We start from the raw sequence: 16,929 nt of genomic DNA on the forward strand, positions 1-16,929 counted from the left end.
GTACAACGTGTCGAAACTTAGCCGGCATTCTGTACATAGCGGCGAGCGCGCTGCCGTCGGCGCTCTGCCTAGCATGGCACCTGACATCGACGCCGCCCGGTCGATGCACCTCGGTTTACGAACTGGAGCAGTCATGACCCTCGTCGCATCCCCGCCCACCACCGTTCCCGTCGGCGGCCCGTCCCTTCCGCAGGAACGTCGCCTCACGACGAGCATCCCCGGACCCCAGTCGCAGGCGCTCCAGGCGCGCAAGACCGCCGCGGTCTCCGCGGGCGTCGGCGTGACCCTGCCCGTCTACATCGTCGCTGCCGGCGGCGGCGTGCTCGTCGACGTTGACGGCAACTCCCTCATCGACCTCGGCAGCGGCATCGCCGTGACCGGCGTCGGCAACAGCGCGCCCCGCGTCGTCGAGGCCGTCGCCGCCCAGCTCGCCCAGTTCACCCACACCTGCTTCACGGTCGCCCCGTACGACTCCTACATCGAGGTCGCCGAGGCGCTCAACCGGGTCACCCCCGGTGACCACGCCAAGCGCACCGCCCTGTTCAACTCCGGCGCCGAGGCTGTCGAGAACGCCGTCAAGATCGCGCGGCACTACACGGGGCGGCAGGCCGTCGTGGCCTTCGATCACGCGTACCACGGCCGCACCACCCTGACCATGAGCCTCACCGCGAAGAACCAGCCGTACAAGAACGGCTTCGGCCCGTTCGCCGCCGAGGTCTATCGGGCGCCGATGTCCTACCCGTTGCGCGACGGCGGTCTCGACGGCGTCGTCGCCGCGAAGCGCGCCATCTCCCAGATCGAGAAGCAGATCGGCGCCGAGAACCTCGCCGCGCTCATCATCGAACCGATCCAGGGCGAGGGCGGCTTCATCGTCCCGGCCGCGGGCTTCCTGCCGACCCTCCTGGCCTGGTGCCGCGCCAACGGGGTCGTCTTCATCGCCGACGAGGTGCAGACCGGCTTCGCCCGCACCGGCGCCATGTTCGCCTGCGACCACGAGGGCATCGTGCCCGACCTGATCGTGATGGCCAAGGGCATCGCCGGCGGCCTCCCGCTCTCCGCGGTCACCGGCCGCGCCGAGATCATGGACGCCCCGCAGGTCGGCGGCATCGGCGGCACCTACGGCGGAAACCCGCTCGCCTGTGCAGCGGCCCTCGCCACCCTCGACACCTACGAGAGCGAGAACCTGGTCGAGCGCGCCCGCGAGATCGGCACGATCCTCACCGGCCGGCTGAACGCCATCCGCGCCTTCGACAAGCGCGTCGGCGACGTCCGCGGCCGTGGTGCCATGATCGCGATCGAGCTCGTCGACTCGGCGACGGGTGAACCGGATGCCGCACTCACCTCCCGCGTCGCGGCCGCCGTCCACGCGCAGGGCGTCATCGTCCTCACCTGCGGAACCTACGGGAACGTGATCCGGTTCCTGCCGCCGCTGAGTATCTCGGACGAGCTCCTCGTCGAGGGCCTCCAGGTCGTCGCACACGCTCTGGCGAACGCATGAGCCTGCTCGAGGCCCGGCCGGCCGTTCGCCAGGTCACGCCCCTCGCCACGCCCCTCGTCGACGCCCGGTCGCAGCTCAGCGACGCCGTCGCCCTGCTCGGCTACCCGGAAGGCCTGCACGCGTTGCTCGCGACCCCGCGCCGCGAGCTCACCGTCGCCGTTCCGTTGCGCCGGGACGACGGCAGCACCCGACTGTTCACCGGCTACCGGGTGCAGCACAACTTCTCCCGCGGCCCGGCCAAGGGCGGCCTGCGCTACAGCCCGCACGTGACCCTCGACGAAGTGCGCGCCCTCGCGATGTGGATGACCTGGAAATGCGCCCTGCTCGACGTGCCGTACGGCGGTGCCAAGGGCGGTGTCACGATCGACCCGCGTGAATTCTCGCTCCCGGAGCTCGAGCGCGTGACCCGCAGGTACACGAGCGAGATCCTGCCGATCATCGGCCCGGAGAAGGACATCCCGGCCCCCGACATCGGCACCGACGAGCGCACCATGGCCTGGATGATGGACACCTACTCCGTCAACGTCGGCTACACCGTTCCCGGGATCGTCACGGGCAAGCCGATCAGCCTCGGCGGTTCCCACGGCCGTGCGAGCGCGACCAGCCGCGGCGTGACCCACGTCGCACTTGCCGCCCTCAGGCACAGCGGCATCACGCCGTACGGAGCGACCGCAGCCGTGCAGGGCTTCGGCAAGGTCGGCCACGACGCTGCCGTGTTCCTCGCCGACGCGGGGGTGCGGGTCGTTGCGGTCAGCGACCAGTACGGCGCCGTCTACAACGAGCGGGGCATCGACTTCGCCGGGCTCGACGCGCACGTCGCGGCGACCGGCAGGGTCGTCGGCTTCGGCGGGGCGGACCCGCTCGACGGTGAAGCGCTGCTCGAGCTCGACGTCGACCTGCTGGTCCCGGCCGCGGTCGAGGGCGTCCTGCACGCCGGGAACGCTGCCCGCGTGACGGCACGCGTGATCGTCGAGGGCGCGAACGGCCCGACCTCCCCGGCTGCCGACCGGATCTTCGCCGCGAACGGACAGCTCGTGGTGCCCGACATCCTTGCGAACGCCGGCGGAGTGCTCGTCTCCTACTTCGAGTGGGTGCAGGGCAACCAGGCCTACTGGTGGAACGCCGCAGAGGTCGAACAGAAGCTCGAAGAGCGGATGCTCGCCGCCTGGCAGCAGGTCGTCGAAACCGCCGCCTCCCGGGACCTTTCCCTGCGGGCAGCGGCGACGGTCCTCGCCGTCGAACGCGTCGCCGAGGCCCACCTGCTCCGCGGACTCTACCCCTGACGCCCGTTCGTTTCCCACCGCCTGCCGTACCTGCCCCGTGACCGAAAGAGAACACCCGTGACCAGTCTCAGCACCGAGAACCGCCCCTTGAGCCCCGCCTCCGGCGACACCACCACCATCGGCACCGAGCGGGAGGCCGAACTCCTCAACCGGGTTCCCGACGGTCTCTACATCGACGGCACCTGGCAGCCCGGCACGGGGGAGCCGATCATCGTGACGGACCCTGCGACCGGGCGCGAGCTCAAGCGGATCGCCAACGCGGGCGTCGCGGACGGCGGACGCGCCCTCGACGCCGCCGTCGCAGCGGGTCCCGCCTGGGCGGCGACCGCGCCGCGGGTGCGGGCCGAGATCCTGCGTCGTGCGTTCGACCTGCTGCAGGAACGCCGGGAGGACTTCGCCCTGCTGATGACCATCGAAATGGGCAAGCCACTCGCCGAGGCCCGCGCCGAGGTCGGTTATGGCGGGGAATTCCTGCGTTGGTTCAGCGAGGAGGCCGTACGAATCAATGGGCGCTACGGGCCGGCACCCGAGGGTACCGGCCAGATGGTCGTTTCGCAGCGCCCGGTCGGCCCGTGCCTCCTGATCACCCCGTGGAACTTCCCGCTCGCGATGGCGACCCGCAAGATCGCCCCCGCGCTCGCCGCGGGGTGCACAGTCGTGATCAAGCCCGCGGAACTCACCCCGCTCACCACCCTCTTCTTCGCCCAGTTGCTCGAGGACGCGGGCGTTCCCGCCGGCGTCGTCAACGTGATCACGACCTCGGAATCCGCTGAGGTCTCCGCCCCGCTGATCGCAGACCCGCGGCTCCGGAAGCTCAGCTTCACCGGCTCGACCGGTGTCGGCCGGGCGCTCCTCCGCCAGGCCGCGGAGGGCGTGCTGCGCACCTCGATGGAGCTGGGCGGGAATGCGCCGTTCCTCGTCTTCGCCGACGCGGACCTCGACCGGGCCGTCGACGGCGCCATGCTCGCCAAGTTCCGCAACATCGGCCAGGCGTGCACGGCAGCGAACCGGTTCATCGTGCACGCGTCCGTCGCCGAGGATTTCGCTCGCCGCCTCGTCGCCCGCGTCGAAGCCCTCCGGATCGGTCGGGGCACCGAGCCGGACGTGACGATCGGCCCGCTCGTCAACGACGCGGCCGTCGCCAACACCGAGAAGCTCGTGAGCGATGCCCTCGACCGCGGTGCGACCCTCCTCACCGGCGGCTTCCGCCCGGAGGGTCCAGGGTCGTTCTACGCCCCGACCGTGCTGACCGACGTCGCAGCCGACAGCGACCTGCTTCGCCAGGAGATCTTCGGGCCCGTCGTCGGGATCGTGACCTTCACGGACGAGGACGAGGCGATCCGGCTCGCCAACGACACCGAGTACGGGCTGATCAGCTACGTCTTCACCGAGAACATCGCCCGCGGCCAGCGGATGATCGCCGGGCTCGACACGGGCATGATGGGACTGAACACAGGACTCGTGTCCAACGCAGCCGCCCCCTTCGGAGGCGTCAAGCAATCAGGGCTCGGCCGGGAGGGCGGCCTCGAGGGAATCCACGAGTACCTGTCCCCGAAGTACACCCTGATCCCCGCGTCATAACCGACTTGCACAACTTCCGAATGACCTCGCAGCACCCACGTATGGAGGAGTTTTCATGACAACCAGGATCGACCGTGACATCGTCATCATCGGCGCAGGGGCATCCGGCCTGACCGCAGCAACGTCGCTGCGCCGGGCCGGCCTCACCGTCGCCGTGCTCGAAGCGCGCGACCGGGTCGGCGGTCGGCTGTGGACCGACGACATCGAGGGAGCCACGCTCGAGATCGGCGGCCAGTGGGTGTCACCGGACCAGCACGCGCTCAAGGAGACCCTCGCGGAGCTCGGTCTCGAGACCTACTCCCGGTACCGCGCCGGAGAAAACGTCTACATCAACGACTCCGGGGTACGCACCCGCTTCGAGGGCGAGATCTTCCCGGTCTCCCCGGAGACCCAGGCCGAGATCGTCGCCCTCATCGCAACGCTCGACGAGCTTGTCGCCGAGGTCGACCCCGATCGGCCGTGGGCGCACCCGCGGGCCGTCGAACTCGACCGGATCTCCTTCGCCGGGTGGCTCGCAACCCAGACAGCCGACCAGGAGGCCCGCGACAACGTCGCGATGTTCATCGCCGGCGCCATGCTGACCAAGCCTGCGCACGCTTTCTCCGCCCTGCAGGCCCTGCTGATGGCCGCGAGTGCCGGAAGCTTCAGCAACCTCGTCGACGCCGACTTCATCCTCGACGAGCGCGTCGTCGGCGGCCTCCAGCAGGTCCCGCTGCTGCTCGCGGAGCAGCTCGGCGATGACGTGCACCTCGGGCAGCCGGTGCGCACCCTGCGCTGGAGCGACGAGGGTGTCGTCGCGGTCACCGACGGACTCGAGGTGCACGCCCGCCGGGCGATCCTCGCGCTTCCGCCGACTCTGCTCAGCCGGATCTCCTTCGAACCCGCCCTGCCCCGCCGCCAGCACCAGCTGCACCAGCACCTTTCGATGGGTCTCGTGATCAAGGTTCACGCCGTCTACAAGACCCCGTTCTGGCGCGAGGACGGCCTCTCCGGCACCGCGTTCAGTCCCTACGAGCTTGTGCACGAGGCGTACGACAACACCAACTTCGGAGACGACCGCGGCACCCTCGTCGGCTTCGTGTCCGATGAGGCGGCGGATGCCGTGTTCCGGCTCCCCGCGGAGGAGCGCCGGGCGCGCATCCTGCTTTCGCTCTCGCACTACTTCGGGGACAAGGCTCTGTCGCCGGCGGTCTACTACGAAAGCGACTGGGGCAACGAGGAATGGACCCGGGGTGCATACGCCGCGAGTTTCGACCTCGGCGGCCTCGCCCGCTACGGCGCGGATCTGCGCACCCCCGTCGGGCCGATCTACTTCTCCTGCAGCGACCTGGCCGGCAAGGGCTACCAGCACGTCGACGGGGCGATCCGGATGGGCCGCGACACCGCTGCCGCCATCGCGGCCGTACTCGAGCCGGTACTCGAGCCGGTACTCGAGCCGGTCGGGGCGCTGACGAGCGTCCTGGACTAGGCGCCGCCGGGCGCGGACTCGCGGCGCCGTTTGCGTCTCGCGGCGATGTATCGGGCGCGCGCCGCGAGACACGGTGCGCGCCCGGAGACGCACCGCGCGCCGCGAGGTGCGGCGCGTGCGGACGCTCCCGTGACAGCCGGGGGTCAGACCGCCGCCGCGGCGGCGCGCCCCGCGGTGCGTCCGGAGAAGAGGCATCCGCCGAGGAAGGTGCCTTCGAGCGCGCGGTAGCCGTGCATCCCGCCGCCGCCGAAGCCGCTCGCCTCGCCGGCGGCGTAGAGGCCCGGCACGGGTGTGCCGTCCGGCCCGAGGGCGCGGGCGGAGAGGTCCGTCTCGATGCCGCCGAGACTCTTCCGGGTCAGGACGTGAAGCTTGACCGCGATCAGCGGGCCCGCGTGCGGGTCGAGCAGCCGGTGCGGGCTCGCAACGCGGATGAGACGGTCACCGCGGTAGTGCCTGGCCTGGCGGATCGCCGTGATCTGGGCATCCTTGGTGAAGGCGTTGTCGAACTCGCGGTCGCGGGCGCGGATCTCCCGCTCGACCTGGGCGAGGTCCAGGGGAGCATCGGGGGAGAGCCGGCGCATGCCCGCGAGCAGGTCGGGCAGGGTGTCGGCGACGACAAAATCGGCGCCATGCTTCTTGAAGGCCTCGACCGGCCCGGGAGCGCCTTTCGTCACCCGTTTGGCGAGAAGGGCCAGGTTCTTACCGGTGAGGTCGGGGTTCTGTTCGGAGCCGGAGAGTGCGAACTCCTTCTCGATGATCTTCTGGGTCAACACGAACCAGCTGTGTTCGTAGCCGGTGCGCAGGATGTGCTCGAGCGAGCCGAGCGTGTCGAAGCCGGGGAACAGGGGAGCGGGCAGCCGGGTCCCCGTCGCGTCGAGCCAGAGCGAGGACGGACCGGGCAGGATCCGGATTCCGTGCGCGGGCCAGACCGGGTCCCAGTTCGCGACGCCCTCCGGGTAGTGCCACATCCTGTCTCCGTTGATCAGCCGGGCGCCGGCCCGCTCGCTGATGCCGAGCATCCGCCCGTCGACGTGCGCGGGCACGCCGGACAGCAGTTCCCGGGGCGCGGTGCCGAGCCGGGTCGGCCACTGGGCGCGGACTTGCGCGGGGTTTCCGCCGATGCCGCCGCTTGTCACGACGACGGCGGATGCCCGCAGATCGAAGTCGCCGACGACCTCGCGTGAGCTGGGCGCGCCGCGCGGGGCGTCGCTCGGGGCGAGGATGCTTCCCCGCACGCCGACGACCGTGCCGTCGTGGGTGAGCAGCTCGTCGACCCTGCGGCGGTGCAGCGCCGTGACGAGGCCGGACCGCACGCCTTCCCGCACGCGCTCGATGAACGGGGCGAGAATCGCCGGACCGGTGCCCCAGACGATGTGGAACCGCGGCACGGAGTTGCCGGGGCCGAGGGCCGTGGTGCCGCCGCGTTCGGCCCAGCCGACGACCGGAAAGAAGCGGATGCCGCGGGAGTGCAGCCAGGCGCGCTTCTCGCCGGCGGCGAAGTCCAGGTAAGCCTCCGCCCAGCGGCTCGGCCAGAGGTCCTCGTCACGGTCGAAACCCGCGGTGCCGAACCAGTCCTGTCTGGCGAGTCCGGCGGAGTCGTGCACCCCGAGCCTGCGCTGCTCCGGCGAGTCGACAAGGAACAAGCCGCCGAACGACCACCAGGCCTGGCCGCCGAGCGAGGCGGGCGGCTCCTGGTCGAGCAGGATGACCCGCTTGCCCGCGGCGACGAGCTCCGCGGTCGCGACGAGTCCGGCGAGGCCGGCCCCGACTACGATGACGTCGGCTTCGCTCGGATCCGTCCGAGGGGATGTCGCTCGGGGGCCGGTCGCGTGCGGGGGAACCGTGCTCATCGTGACTCCAGTGTCAGAAGGGGCAGTGTCAGAAGGGGCAGCGGGAGTCGAATGCGTTTCGGGGCCCGCGGGGCGTCGCTCGGAGCGACGCTGGCTCCATGCTAACTGTGCGGTACCCCGGATTCACTCCACCTGGTGAGCGCGTTTTTGCTGGTGAGGGGGATGGGTTTCTGTTCGGGGTCGAGTCCGGGTGGTGGGGTGAGCCAGTACTGGCCGGTGTCGTCGCGGGTGATGCGCCAGTGTTCGTTGTGGAGCCGTAGGTGGTCAGACCGGCAGAGCAGGATGCCTTGGTCGAGGTTGGTCTGCCCGGTGTTGTCTTTCCAGTGGTGGATGTGGTGGGTTTCGGTCCAGGACGGTGGTCGGTCGCAGCCGGGCCACATGCAGCCGCCGTCGCGGAGGGAGAGGGCCGCCCGTTGGGCGGGGCTGAAGGTGCGTTGTTCGCGGCCGAGGTCGACGCCGTGGCCGTGGTCGTCGAAGGTGACGTCGAGGATCCCGGTGTCGCAGAGGTTCCGTTCCAAGGTCTCGGCCGAGACCGTCACCGCAGTCCCCTCGATCACCCCCGGCTGGAGCGCGGGTGCCGCGGTTTCGGGGTTCGCCGCAGCGTCGGCTGTGGGTGACGGGGCCTCGGTTGGCGCGGCATCGGTGGGTGCGGTGTGGGTGGGGCGGATGGTGATCATGCGGACGGCGGGGCTTCGTCCTCCGGCGATGCGTTTCGGGTCGGCTTTCACGCCGAGTTTCATCAGGGCCAGGAACGCGTCCGCGGTGAGCTGTTCGGTGGTGCGCGGGTCGTCCTGGACCCGCTTCGCCCAGGCGGCCTGCTCCTTGTCCACGAACCGGACCCCGCCCCGGCGGGGGCTGGTGATGGCGTCGTAGGTGCTCATCAGGTATTCGCCGTCTTCCGGGGCGAACAGGCCGACCATGCGCACCTGCCCGGTGTGGAGCCGCCAGAACCGCAGGGACCGGTCGTCGTAGACGGCCTTCTCCCGGGCGGCGATGCCGGCCTCATCGAGCACGTCCCGCATCCGCCGGGCGCGCTTGAACAGCTGGTCAGTGTTCAGGGTCCGAGCTTCGGTGAGGAGCCGGGCCAGGGCCGTCGCGAGTTTCTCCGGCGTGATCGCCCGGTCCAGGTCGCCCAGGCCCTTCCGGAGCGAGTCCGCCTTCTCGACGCTCAGCCAGCCCTCGCGCAGGGCCCGGCCGATCGGCGCGTGCCACGGCGGCACCGCGGCCGCAGGCATCGGCGGGTCGACCGGCGGCAGGTCTGGAGCGGCCTCGTTGAGGGGCGGAGTCCCGTCGAGTAACTTCTGCGCCGCGGCGGCTTCGCGGGCGGCCTTCTCGGCGGCGTCGGCCTCGGCCAGCAGCCGGCCCACCCCGAGGAGCTTGACAGCATCGCCCTTGCTTGACCCAGACACGCTCTGCAGCAGGTCTTCCGGGGTCCGGAACCCGTGCCGGGCCGCGAGCCCGTTCCCGCCGAGTTCAGCCCGGGAACGGCGGGCGAGGGTCGCCGCCATCCACGCGGCACACGTCTCCAGCGCCCGCCGGGAATCCGCGATCAACGCTTGCCCGGCAAGAACCTGCTCGTCGCTGAGCGCGTCGTAGTCAGCTGATGACCTTCCCAAGGCCGCGACAGCATCCGGCACCAGCACGGTGACGGGCGTACTGGGAGACGCACCGCCATGCGGCCGATCGGGCGAAGCGGGCGACTCCGAGTGGTTGGTCATGCCCCCACGTTACGACCCACCACCGACATTCTCTGAGCATGGCTCAGGTCTGTGGAAATCTACTCTGATCAGGTACGTGTTGAGGCGAATTCACAACGTTCTCGTTCTTTCGAGAGCCTGTTCTCCCCTCCAGGGACGGTTGGAGACGCCCTGAGATCAGTCGTCGAACGTGTTCAACATGGCGTGTGCCGCGCGCTCGAGGTAGTCCCAGAGCACGGTTCGCTGCAGCTCGGGCAGCTCGCAGGAGTCGACCGCGGCACGCATGTGCAGCAGCCAGCGGTCCCTGGCGTCCGGGTTGACCTTGAAGGGCTGGTGCCGCTGGCGCAGCCGCGGGTGTCCGCGCTGTTCGCTGTAGGTACCCGGGCCGCCCCAGTACTGCTCGAGGAACCCGGTGAGGCGCGCTGCCGCCGGGCCGAGGTCGTCCTCCGGATACATCGGCTTCAGCACGGGGTCGCCGGCGACACCCCGGTAGAACTCGGTGACGAGCCTCTCGAAGAACGGTCGCCCGCCGACCTGCTCGTAGAACGAGGCACCGATCGCGGCACCGTTCTCACCGTTGCGCAGCAGCACCCGGGCAGGCAGTGCGGGGTCGACCGGGGTCGGGGCGGGGGCGGATACCGGTGGCTGGGCGGGGTCAGTCGTCATGGGATCCCTCGGGGGTGGGTTCGGTTTCGGGAGTCGGCGGGCCCGGGTGGGCGGCGTCCGGCGTCGGAACAGTCGGAGCCTTCGGGGCTGCCTGAGCCTTCGGGGTGGCTGGAGCGGTCGCGGTGGTCGGGGTGGTCGGGGTGGCGGAAGTCTTGGGGGCTCGCGGAGCGCGGGGTGCGGTTGTCCGTGGGGCGGGGGCCTGGGCAGCCTCGCCGGGAGCGTCGTCGACCGGGGCTTCCTTCTTGGGAACGGACTTGGCCTTGCGGGGCCCGCGTGGGGTCCTGGCCTTCTTGAGCGGAACAACCTCGATGTGCGGCAGCGGATCGGGTTCCGCGGCCGCGGCGACGGCGGCGATATCGACGGGGTTCGTCGGCGGCGTGGCATCCGAGCCGTCGTCCGACCCCGTCATCACGACGCTGTTGAGCGGAGTGAGCGAGACCCCGAGGCTGTCGAGCGCGAGCTTCAGGTGCAGGCGCAGGTCGCGGGCGAAGTCCCACTTCGCCGAGACACGCACCTTCACGGCGAGCCGGGTGACAAGGGCCTCGGCGGAAATCGACTCGAGGCCCCAGATCTCCGGCTTCTCGAGGATGATCGACCGCCATTTGCGACTCGAGGCGAGCGCCGTCGCGACCCGCAGCATTTCGGACTGGATGGCTTCGACGTCCGAGCTGTACGGGATGGGCAGGTCGATGATGACGCGGGCCCAGCCCTGCGACATGTTGCCGACCCGGAGGATCTCGCCGTTGCGAACGAACCAGAGCGTGCCGTTCACGTCGCGGATCTGGGTGATGCGGATGCCGACCGTCTCCACGACGCCGGAGGCGAACCCGGTGTCGACGATGTCGCCAACGCCGAGCTGGTCCTCCATGACCATGAACAGGCCGTTCAGGATGTCCTTGACGATGTTCTGGGCACCGAAGCCGAGGCCGGCGCCGATCGCGGCCGTCAGCAGGGCGAACGAGCCCAGGATGCTCGGGGCCATCACCTGCAGGATGAGCAGGCCGGCGATGATCACGACGAGCACATTGACGATGTTGGTCAGGACGGAGCCGAGCGTACGGGTGCGCTGCACGACGCGAACGGCGGCGACCGGGGACACGTTGAGCGCCCGGGTGTCCTCAACCTTCTGGGTGCGCTTGACGCCGGTGACAATCTGGATCACCACGCGGCGGATCACGAACTGCAGGATCCAGTGCACCGCGAACGCGACGATGAGGATTCCGAGCACCTGCAGCAGTTGTAGCCCGAGGGTCGTTGTGAAGTATTTGACGATTTCAGCCCAGATAATGTCCCAGTTCATAGCGCTTTCGAGTCTACCGAGAGCCGACCGGGCGAACCCTGAGCGCCCCGCCAACGTGAAAACGGCCCCGCCCCCTGAGGGGCGAGGCCGTTCGGGCCGGCGGATGCCGCGGAGCGGTTACTCGGCGTCGCGCGCCTGGGCGGCGAGGGAACGTTCCACTCCCGCGAGGTTCTCGATCACGAGGCGACGCAGTGCGACGGGCTCGGGGTTGGCGTCGAGCCACGTGCGGGTCGCCTCGACGAGCGCCTGGTTGGCGAGCGGGGACGGGTACAGGCCGATGATGAGCTTCTCCGCGATCGAGAAGCTGCGGGATACCCAGACCGGCTGCAGCATCGCGAAGTAGGTGTCGACGAACGGCTCGAGCAGGCTCGTGTCGTTCGCGCGCAGGAACCCGGCCGCGGTGACGCGCACGATCGTGTTCGGGGCGGTGTCCGTCTCGATCAGGGAATCCCAGGCGGCCTGCTTGGCCTCCGGGGTCGGAAGAGCGGCGCGAGCCTGCGCGGCCGACTGGGCGCCGGTCGCGGTGTTGTCCGCAGCGTGCGCCGCGTCGATCTCCGCGCCGTCGACCTTGCCGCCGGCGGCAAGGGCGATGAGCAGCTCCCAGGCGAGGTCGGTGTCGATCTCGAGCCCCTCGAGCGGGACCGTTCCGTTCCGGAGGGCTGCGACGCTCGCGAGCTGGCTGTCGGTGGCGGCGACGGAGGCGAAGAACTTCACGAACTGGAACTGCGCGTCGCTGCCGGGCTCGGCGTGCTGGGCGAGGGACCAGAGCGCGTCGCCGACCTCGGTCAGCGTCGAGGCCTGGAACTCGGGAGCCACATAATAGTTCGCGGCGAGCACGAGCTGGCCGAGCACGGTGCGCAGGGTGGTCGACTCTGTCTCGCTCGCGATGTTGCCGAGCACGAGGCTCACGAAGTCGCGGGCGCCGGTCTCGGCGTCGCGGGTGGCGTCCCAGATCGCACCCCAGACGATGGCGCGGGCGAGCGGGCTCTCGATCGCGGCGAGGTTCTCGAGGGCCACCTCCTGCGAGGCCGGGTCGAGCCGGATCTTCGCATAGGCGAGGTCGTCGTCGTTGAGGAGCACGAGGGCCGGGCGGACGCGGCCGACGAGCTCGGCAACATCCGTCTTCTCTCCGTCGACGTCGATCTCGACCCGGTGGGTGCGCACGAGCTGCCCGTCGACGAGGTCGTAGAACCCGATCGCGAGGCGGTGCGGGCGGATCGTCGGGTAGTCGGCGGTCGCGCTCTGCAGCACGGAGAAGCCGGTGATGACCCCGGCGGCGTCCACGGCGATCTCGGGGCGGAGGGTGTTGACGCCCGCGGTCTCGAGCCACTTCGCGGCCCAGCCGGAGAGGTCGCGGCCGCTGGATGCCTCGAGCTCGACGAGGAGGTCGTTGAGCTCGGTGTTGCCCCACTGGTGCTTGGCGAAGTAGGAGGCGACGCCGGCGAAGAACTCGTCGCGGCCGACCCAGGCGACGAGCTGCTTGAGGACAGATCCGCCCTTGGCGTAGGTGATGCCGTCGAAGTTGACGAGCACGTCATCGAAGTCGGTGATGGTCGCGACGACGGGGTGGGTCGAGGGCAGCTGGTCCTGCTTGTATGCCCAGCTCTTCTCCATCACGGCGAAGGTGGTCCAGGCCTCTGTCCACTCGGTCGCTTCGGCAGTGGCGATGGTCGAGGCCCACTCAGCGAAGGACTCGTTGAGCCACAGGTCGTTCCACCACTTCATCGTGACGAGGTCGCCGAACCACATGTGCGCGAGTTCGTGCAGCACGGTGACGACGCGGCGTTCCTTGATGGCATCCGTGACCTTGGACCGGAAGACGTAGGTCTCGGTGAAGGTGACCGCTCCGGCGTTCTCCATCGCGCCCGCGTTGAACTCCGGCACGAAGAGCTGGTCGAACTTGTCGAAGGGATACGGGTAGTTGAACTTCTCCTCGAAGTAGGCGAAGCCCTGGCGGGTCTTCTCGAAGAGGTAGTCGGAGTCGAGGAACTGGGACAGGCTCTTGCGGCTGAACAGGCCGAGGGGGATGATCCGGCCGTCGCTCGAGGTGAGCTCGCTGCGGATGACCGCGTACGGGCCGGCGATGAGCGCCGTGATGTAGCTCGAGATCGTGTGGGTGGGCTCGAACGCCCAGGTCTTCGCGCCGTTGCCGGCATCCGTGGGCTCGGGCGTCGTCGAGTTGGAGACGACCTCCCATTCGCCGGGGGCCGTCACGGTGAACTGGAACGCGGCCTTGAGGTCGGGCTGCTCGAAGACCGCGAACACGCGGCGGGAGTCCGGAACCTCGAACTGGCTGTAGAGGTAGACCTCGTTGTCGACCGGGTCGACGAAGCGATGCAGGCCCTCACCGGTGTTCGTGTACTCGGCGTCGGCGACGACGGTGAGCGTGTTCTCTGCGGCGAGACCATCGAGCTGAATGCGGATGCCGTCGCTCACGCTTGCCGGGTCGAGGTCGACCCCGTTGAGGGTCACTGCGTGCACCGTGCGCGTGATCGCGTCGATGAACGTCGAGGCACCCGGGGTCGCGGTGAAGGTGACCGTCGTTGTGCTCGCGAAGGTTTCGGGACCCGTCGTGAGGTCAAGGCTGATCGCGTACTTCTGCACAGTGACGAGCGCTGCGCGCTCCTGGGCTTCGATCCGGGTGAGGTTCTCTCCTGGCAACGTTTTCTCCATCTCAGTCTCGACCGGCGCTTCTGGCGCCGGTCGCACGTCTCTTAAGCCTACCGATCCTTGACGGCAAGGTCGGTGCCTGCCGTTAGAGTGGCTGGCGTGAACCGGACCGACCGCCTCTATGCGATCGTGGAGGAACTGCGCGCGGTCGCGCCACGCCCACGCAGTGCGGGATGGCTGGCCGGGCGCTTCGAGATCAGCTCGCGCACGATCGAGCGCGACATCAGTGCACTGCAACAGTCCGGGGTGCCGATCTGGGCCGAGCACGGGCGCACCGGCGGCTATTGTCTGGACCAGCGGCGGACACTTCCACCGGTGAACCTCACCCCGGACGAGGCCGTCGCCCTCTCCGTCGGTCTCCGACTGCTCGAGGAAACGCCGTTCCGGGCCGCCGCACGCTCCGCCCTGCCCAAACTCCTGGCCGCGATGCAGGCTGACGACGCGCGTGCCGCACGGGAGCTGGCCGGGCGCATCCACCTGCTCGGCGACGGGCATCCGCTCCCGGCGGTTCCGCACAGCGTGGCGAGCGCCCTGTCGACCGGCCGGGTGCTGCGCCTCGCCTACCGGGACACGGCAGGCGCCCTGACCCGGCGCGACGTCGAACCGCTCGGCTACGTCGGATCGCCGACGCACTGGTACCTGCTCGGCTGGTGCCGGCTGCGCGACGGCGTGCGCGCCTTCCGCGTCGACCGGATCGTGTCCGTGTCGGTGACGGCAGAGACGCCCGATCCCCGCCCGCTGGCCAGGGACGATCTGGACATCCCGTACGGCGTCGTCACCCGGCTCGACCTGGGGTAGGCGACGGGCACACGGCGGTGGCCGGTGTACACGCCGGCATCGCGGCCAGGGCCCTGGGCCTGAGTCTGAGCCCGGCCCTACCGGTCGTGGCCGGCGAACCTGGCGGCGGCGTCCGCTGTCACGGGTGTGAAGAAGTTGAGCAGAGTACCGTCGGGGTCGCGCACCAGCAGGGACCGGTTGCCCCAGGGCATGGTTGTTGGCACGGTGACGACATCGGTGAGCCAGGGGGAGAGCCTGGCGTATTCGGCGTCGACGTCCGCGACGAGGAACTCGATGATCGCGGTGTGGTTGTCGGCCGGGCGCGCGGCTCCGGGCCCGAAGAGGCCGACGGTCCGCGTGCTGCCGATCGCCAGAGTCCCTGTCGGGGTGCGTATCTCGGCGAAGTCATCGGTCGACCAGCTGGCCGGTGTGCGGAGTGCGCGTTCGTAGAAGGCGACCAGGCGCTTCACGTCGTCGGTGATCAATCGAACGGATACGAGGTTCATCGGTAAGGTCCTTGTCTGGCCGGGAGCATCCCGGCAGGAGCCAGTCTCGAGCCCGCGTACGACAACCCCCTGTCGGTGTTTAACGGCAGAATCCGATCGAATAGGGTCGAGGCATGGAATTCGCCGCAGCGCCCCGACTCTCCGGAACCCGCGTCACCCTCGAGCCACTCGCCCCTGAGCACGCGGCCGAACTCGCCGTCGCCGTGGCGGAGGGCGAGCTGTGGCGTGCCTGGTACACGGCGGTCCCGCGGCCGGAGGCCATGGCCGCGGAGATCGACCGGCGCCTCGCGCTCGCCGCGTCCGGGCAGATGATGCCGTGGGGCATCCGCCTGACCTCGACGGGGGCCATGGTCGGCATGACGACCTTTATGCACCCGAGCCCCGACCAGCAGCGGCTCGAGATCGGCTCGACGTGGCTGGGAAAGAGCGCCCAGGGCACCGGCGCCAACCGGGAGGCGAAGCTGCTGCTGCTCGGGTATGCCTTCGAGGAGCTCGACTGCATCGCGGTCGAGTTCCGCACGCACTGGCACAACCGGCAGTCCCGCGCCGCGATCGCAGCGCTCGGTGCGAAGCAGGACGGCGTGCTCCGCAGCCACTCCGTCGGGCCGGAGGGCGCCGTGCGCGACACCGTGGTGTTCTCGATCATCGCTGCCGAGTGGCCGGCCGTGCGCCTCGGCCTCCGCGAGGGGCTCGCCCGGTATGCAGCGCTCGCCGAAACCCCGGGCGCGTGAACGCCGACCGAACCGGATGCCGGCGGTCGCGCCGCGTCGTAGGCTGACGCCAATGACATCCACCGTCGCATCTGCAGCAGCCCTGCTCTCCGCCTACGACGACCAGCTCCGCCTGTGGGTGCCCGCTGTGCCGCCGGCTTCCCCCGTCTACGAGCTCGAGGGGCCCGTGCTGCGGGTCGTCGGCCGCACCCGCGGCTTCGTCGAGACGGCGCAGGACGTCGGCGTGCGTGGCGCGGACCTCGACGCCCTGATCCGCCGCCACCGCGACTTCTTCGCGGCCCGCGGCGAGCCCGTCGAATGGAAGACCCGTAGCCACGACCTGCCCGCCGACCTGCCCGAACGGCTCGAGGCCGCGGGCTTTGTGGCCGAGGACCGCGAGACCGTCGTGATCGGGCTGACCGGGCCGCTCGCATCCGCCCCGACAGTGCCGGAGGGGATCACCCTGCGCCGGGTCACGACTCGAGCGGACTTCGAGCGGATCGCCGCGCTGCAGACCGAGGTGTGGGGCGAGGACCATGCCTGGCTCGCCGACGACCTCGAGTCGAGCGTGCGGGAAGCGGGCGATGACGTCGTGATCATCGTCGCCGAGGCGGGGGACCGGCTCGTCTCGTCCGCCCGCCTGGAATTCCAGCCCGGCACCGATTTCGCCGGGCTCTGGGGCGGGTCGACCCTCGCCGAGTGGCGCGGCAGGGGCGTCTACCGGGCCCTCGTCGCCGCCCGTGCGCAGCTCGCCGCCCGCCGCGGCGTGCCCTACCTCCAGGTTGACGCCTCGGACGACAGCCTGCCGATCCTGCTGCGCCTCGGCTTCGAGGCCGTCACGACGACAACGCCATACGTCTGGACCCCGAAGCACGACTGAACCCGGTTCCCGGCGATCCAATCCGCACGGCCGCACACTCCGA

The 16,929-nt window shown here is 70.0% G+C and carries 13 protein-coding genes; 7 read left to right on the forward strand and 6 right to left on the reverse strand.

The genetic code is table 11. From position 1 onward, the window contains the following. The first annotated feature begins 133 nt into the window (after nt 1-133). From gabT to E3O39_RS11005, 4 genes are all read left to right on the forward strand, one after another. The gene (gene gabT, locus E3O39_RS10990; protein ID WP_174774849.1) at nt 134-1,498 is read left to right on the forward strand and encodes a 4-aminobutyrate--2-oxoglutarate transaminase; all 1,365 of its coding nucleotides are present in this window, start codon (nt 134-136) and stop codon (nt 1,496-1,498) included. Then, entirely contained in the window at nt 1,495-2,781 is a 1,287-nt protein-coding gene (locus E3O39_RS10995; RefSeq protein WP_134447843.1) for a Glu/Leu/Phe/Val dehydrogenase, read from the forward strand. The genes gabT and E3O39_RS10995 overlap by 4 nt, the downstream gene beginning before the upstream one ends. Before the next feature lie 117 nt (nt 2,782-2,898). Beyond that, a complete protein-coding gene (locus E3O39_RS11000) occupies nt 2,899-4,362 on the forward strand; it encodes an NAD-dependent succinate-semialdehyde dehydrogenase (RefSeq protein ID WP_134448097.1) in 1,464 nt (487 codons plus the stop codon). Between the two features lie 55 nt (nt 4,363-4,417). Continuing rightward, on the forward strand, nt 4,418-5,830 hold the full coding sequence (locus tag E3O39_RS11005) for an NAD(P)/FAD-dependent oxidoreductase (RefSeq protein WP_134447845.1): 1,413 nt from the start codon (nt 4,418-4,420) through the stop codon (nt 5,828-5,830). A 143-nt stretch (nt 5,831-5,973) separates the two neighbouring features. Here E3O39_RS11005 and E3O39_RS11010 read toward each other — a convergent pair whose 3' ends face one another. From E3O39_RS11010 to pepN, 5 genes are all read right to left on the reverse strand, one after another. Further along, nucleotides 5,974-7,680, reverse strand: coding sequence for an FAD-binding dehydrogenase (locus E3O39_RS11010; protein ID WP_134447847.1), 1,707 nt, complete (start codon nt 7,678-7,680; stop codon nt 5,974-5,976). 101 nt (nt 7,681-7,781) lie between these two features. Then, entirely contained in the window at nt 7,782-9,398 is a 1,617-nt protein-coding gene (locus E3O39_RS11015) for an HNH endonuclease signature motif containing protein (RefSeq protein ID WP_134447849.1), read from the reverse strand. Nucleotides 9,399-9,554: 156 nt separating this feature from the next. Next, nucleotides 9,555-10,043, reverse strand: a complete 489-nt coding sequence (locus E3O39_RS11020) for a globin (protein WP_134447851.1) — start codon at nt 10,041-10,043, stop codon at nt 9,555-9,557. After that, nucleotides 10,033-11,343 (reverse strand): mechanosensitive ion channel domain-containing protein, encoded by a 1,311-nt coding sequence (locus tag E3O39_RS11025; RefSeq protein WP_134447853.1) that lies wholly within the window; start codon nt 11,341-11,343, stop codon nt 10,033-10,035. Before E3O39_RS11025 ends, E3O39_RS11020 begins: the two co-directional genes overlap by 11 nt. A gap of 117 nt (nt 11,344-11,460) precedes the next feature. Next, complete coding sequence (gene pepN, locus E3O39_RS11030) at nt 11,461-14,004, reverse strand: aminopeptidase N (RefSeq protein WP_134447855.1); 2,544 nt, start codon at nt 14,002-14,004, stop codon at nt 11,461-11,463. Nucleotides 14,005-14,112: 108 nt separating this feature from the next. On the opposite strand from pepN, the gene E3O39_RS11035 reads away from it, so the two are divergent. Next, on the forward strand, nt 14,113-14,811 hold the full coding sequence (locus E3O39_RS11035) for a YafY family protein (protein WP_174774628.1): 699 nt from the start codon (nt 14,113-14,115) through the stop codon (nt 14,809-14,811). Between the two features lie 77 nt (nt 14,812-14,888). Here the strand turns inward: E3O39_RS11035 and E3O39_RS11040 are convergent, their stop codons facing one another. Beyond that, on the reverse strand, nt 14,889-15,296 hold the full coding sequence (locus tag E3O39_RS11040; RefSeq protein ID WP_134447857.1) for a VOC family protein: 408 nt from the start codon (nt 15,294-15,296) through the stop codon (nt 14,889-14,891). A 113-nt stretch (nt 15,297-15,409) separates the two neighbouring features. On the opposite strand from E3O39_RS11040, the gene E3O39_RS11045 reads away from it, so the two are divergent. Next, complete coding sequence (locus tag E3O39_RS11045; RefSeq protein WP_134447859.1) at nt 15,410-16,027, forward strand: GNAT family N-acetyltransferase; 618 nt, start codon at nt 15,410-15,412, stop codon at nt 16,025-16,027. A gap of 52 nt (nt 16,028-16,079) precedes the next feature. Continuing rightward, the gene (locus tag E3O39_RS11050; RefSeq protein ID WP_134447861.1) at nt 16,080-16,886 is read left to right on the forward strand and encodes a GNAT family N-acetyltransferase; all 807 of its coding nucleotides are present in this window, start codon (nt 16,080-16,082) and stop codon (nt 16,884-16,886) included. Nucleotides 16,887-16,929 lie beyond the last annotated feature (43 nt).

Origin of the sequence: Cryobacterium sp. MDB2-A-1 (genome assembly GCF_004402675.1) — a bacterium.
Taxonomy (GTDB): Bacteria; Actinomycetota; Actinomycetes; order Actinomycetales; family Microbacteriaceae; genus Cryobacterium; species Cryobacterium glucosi.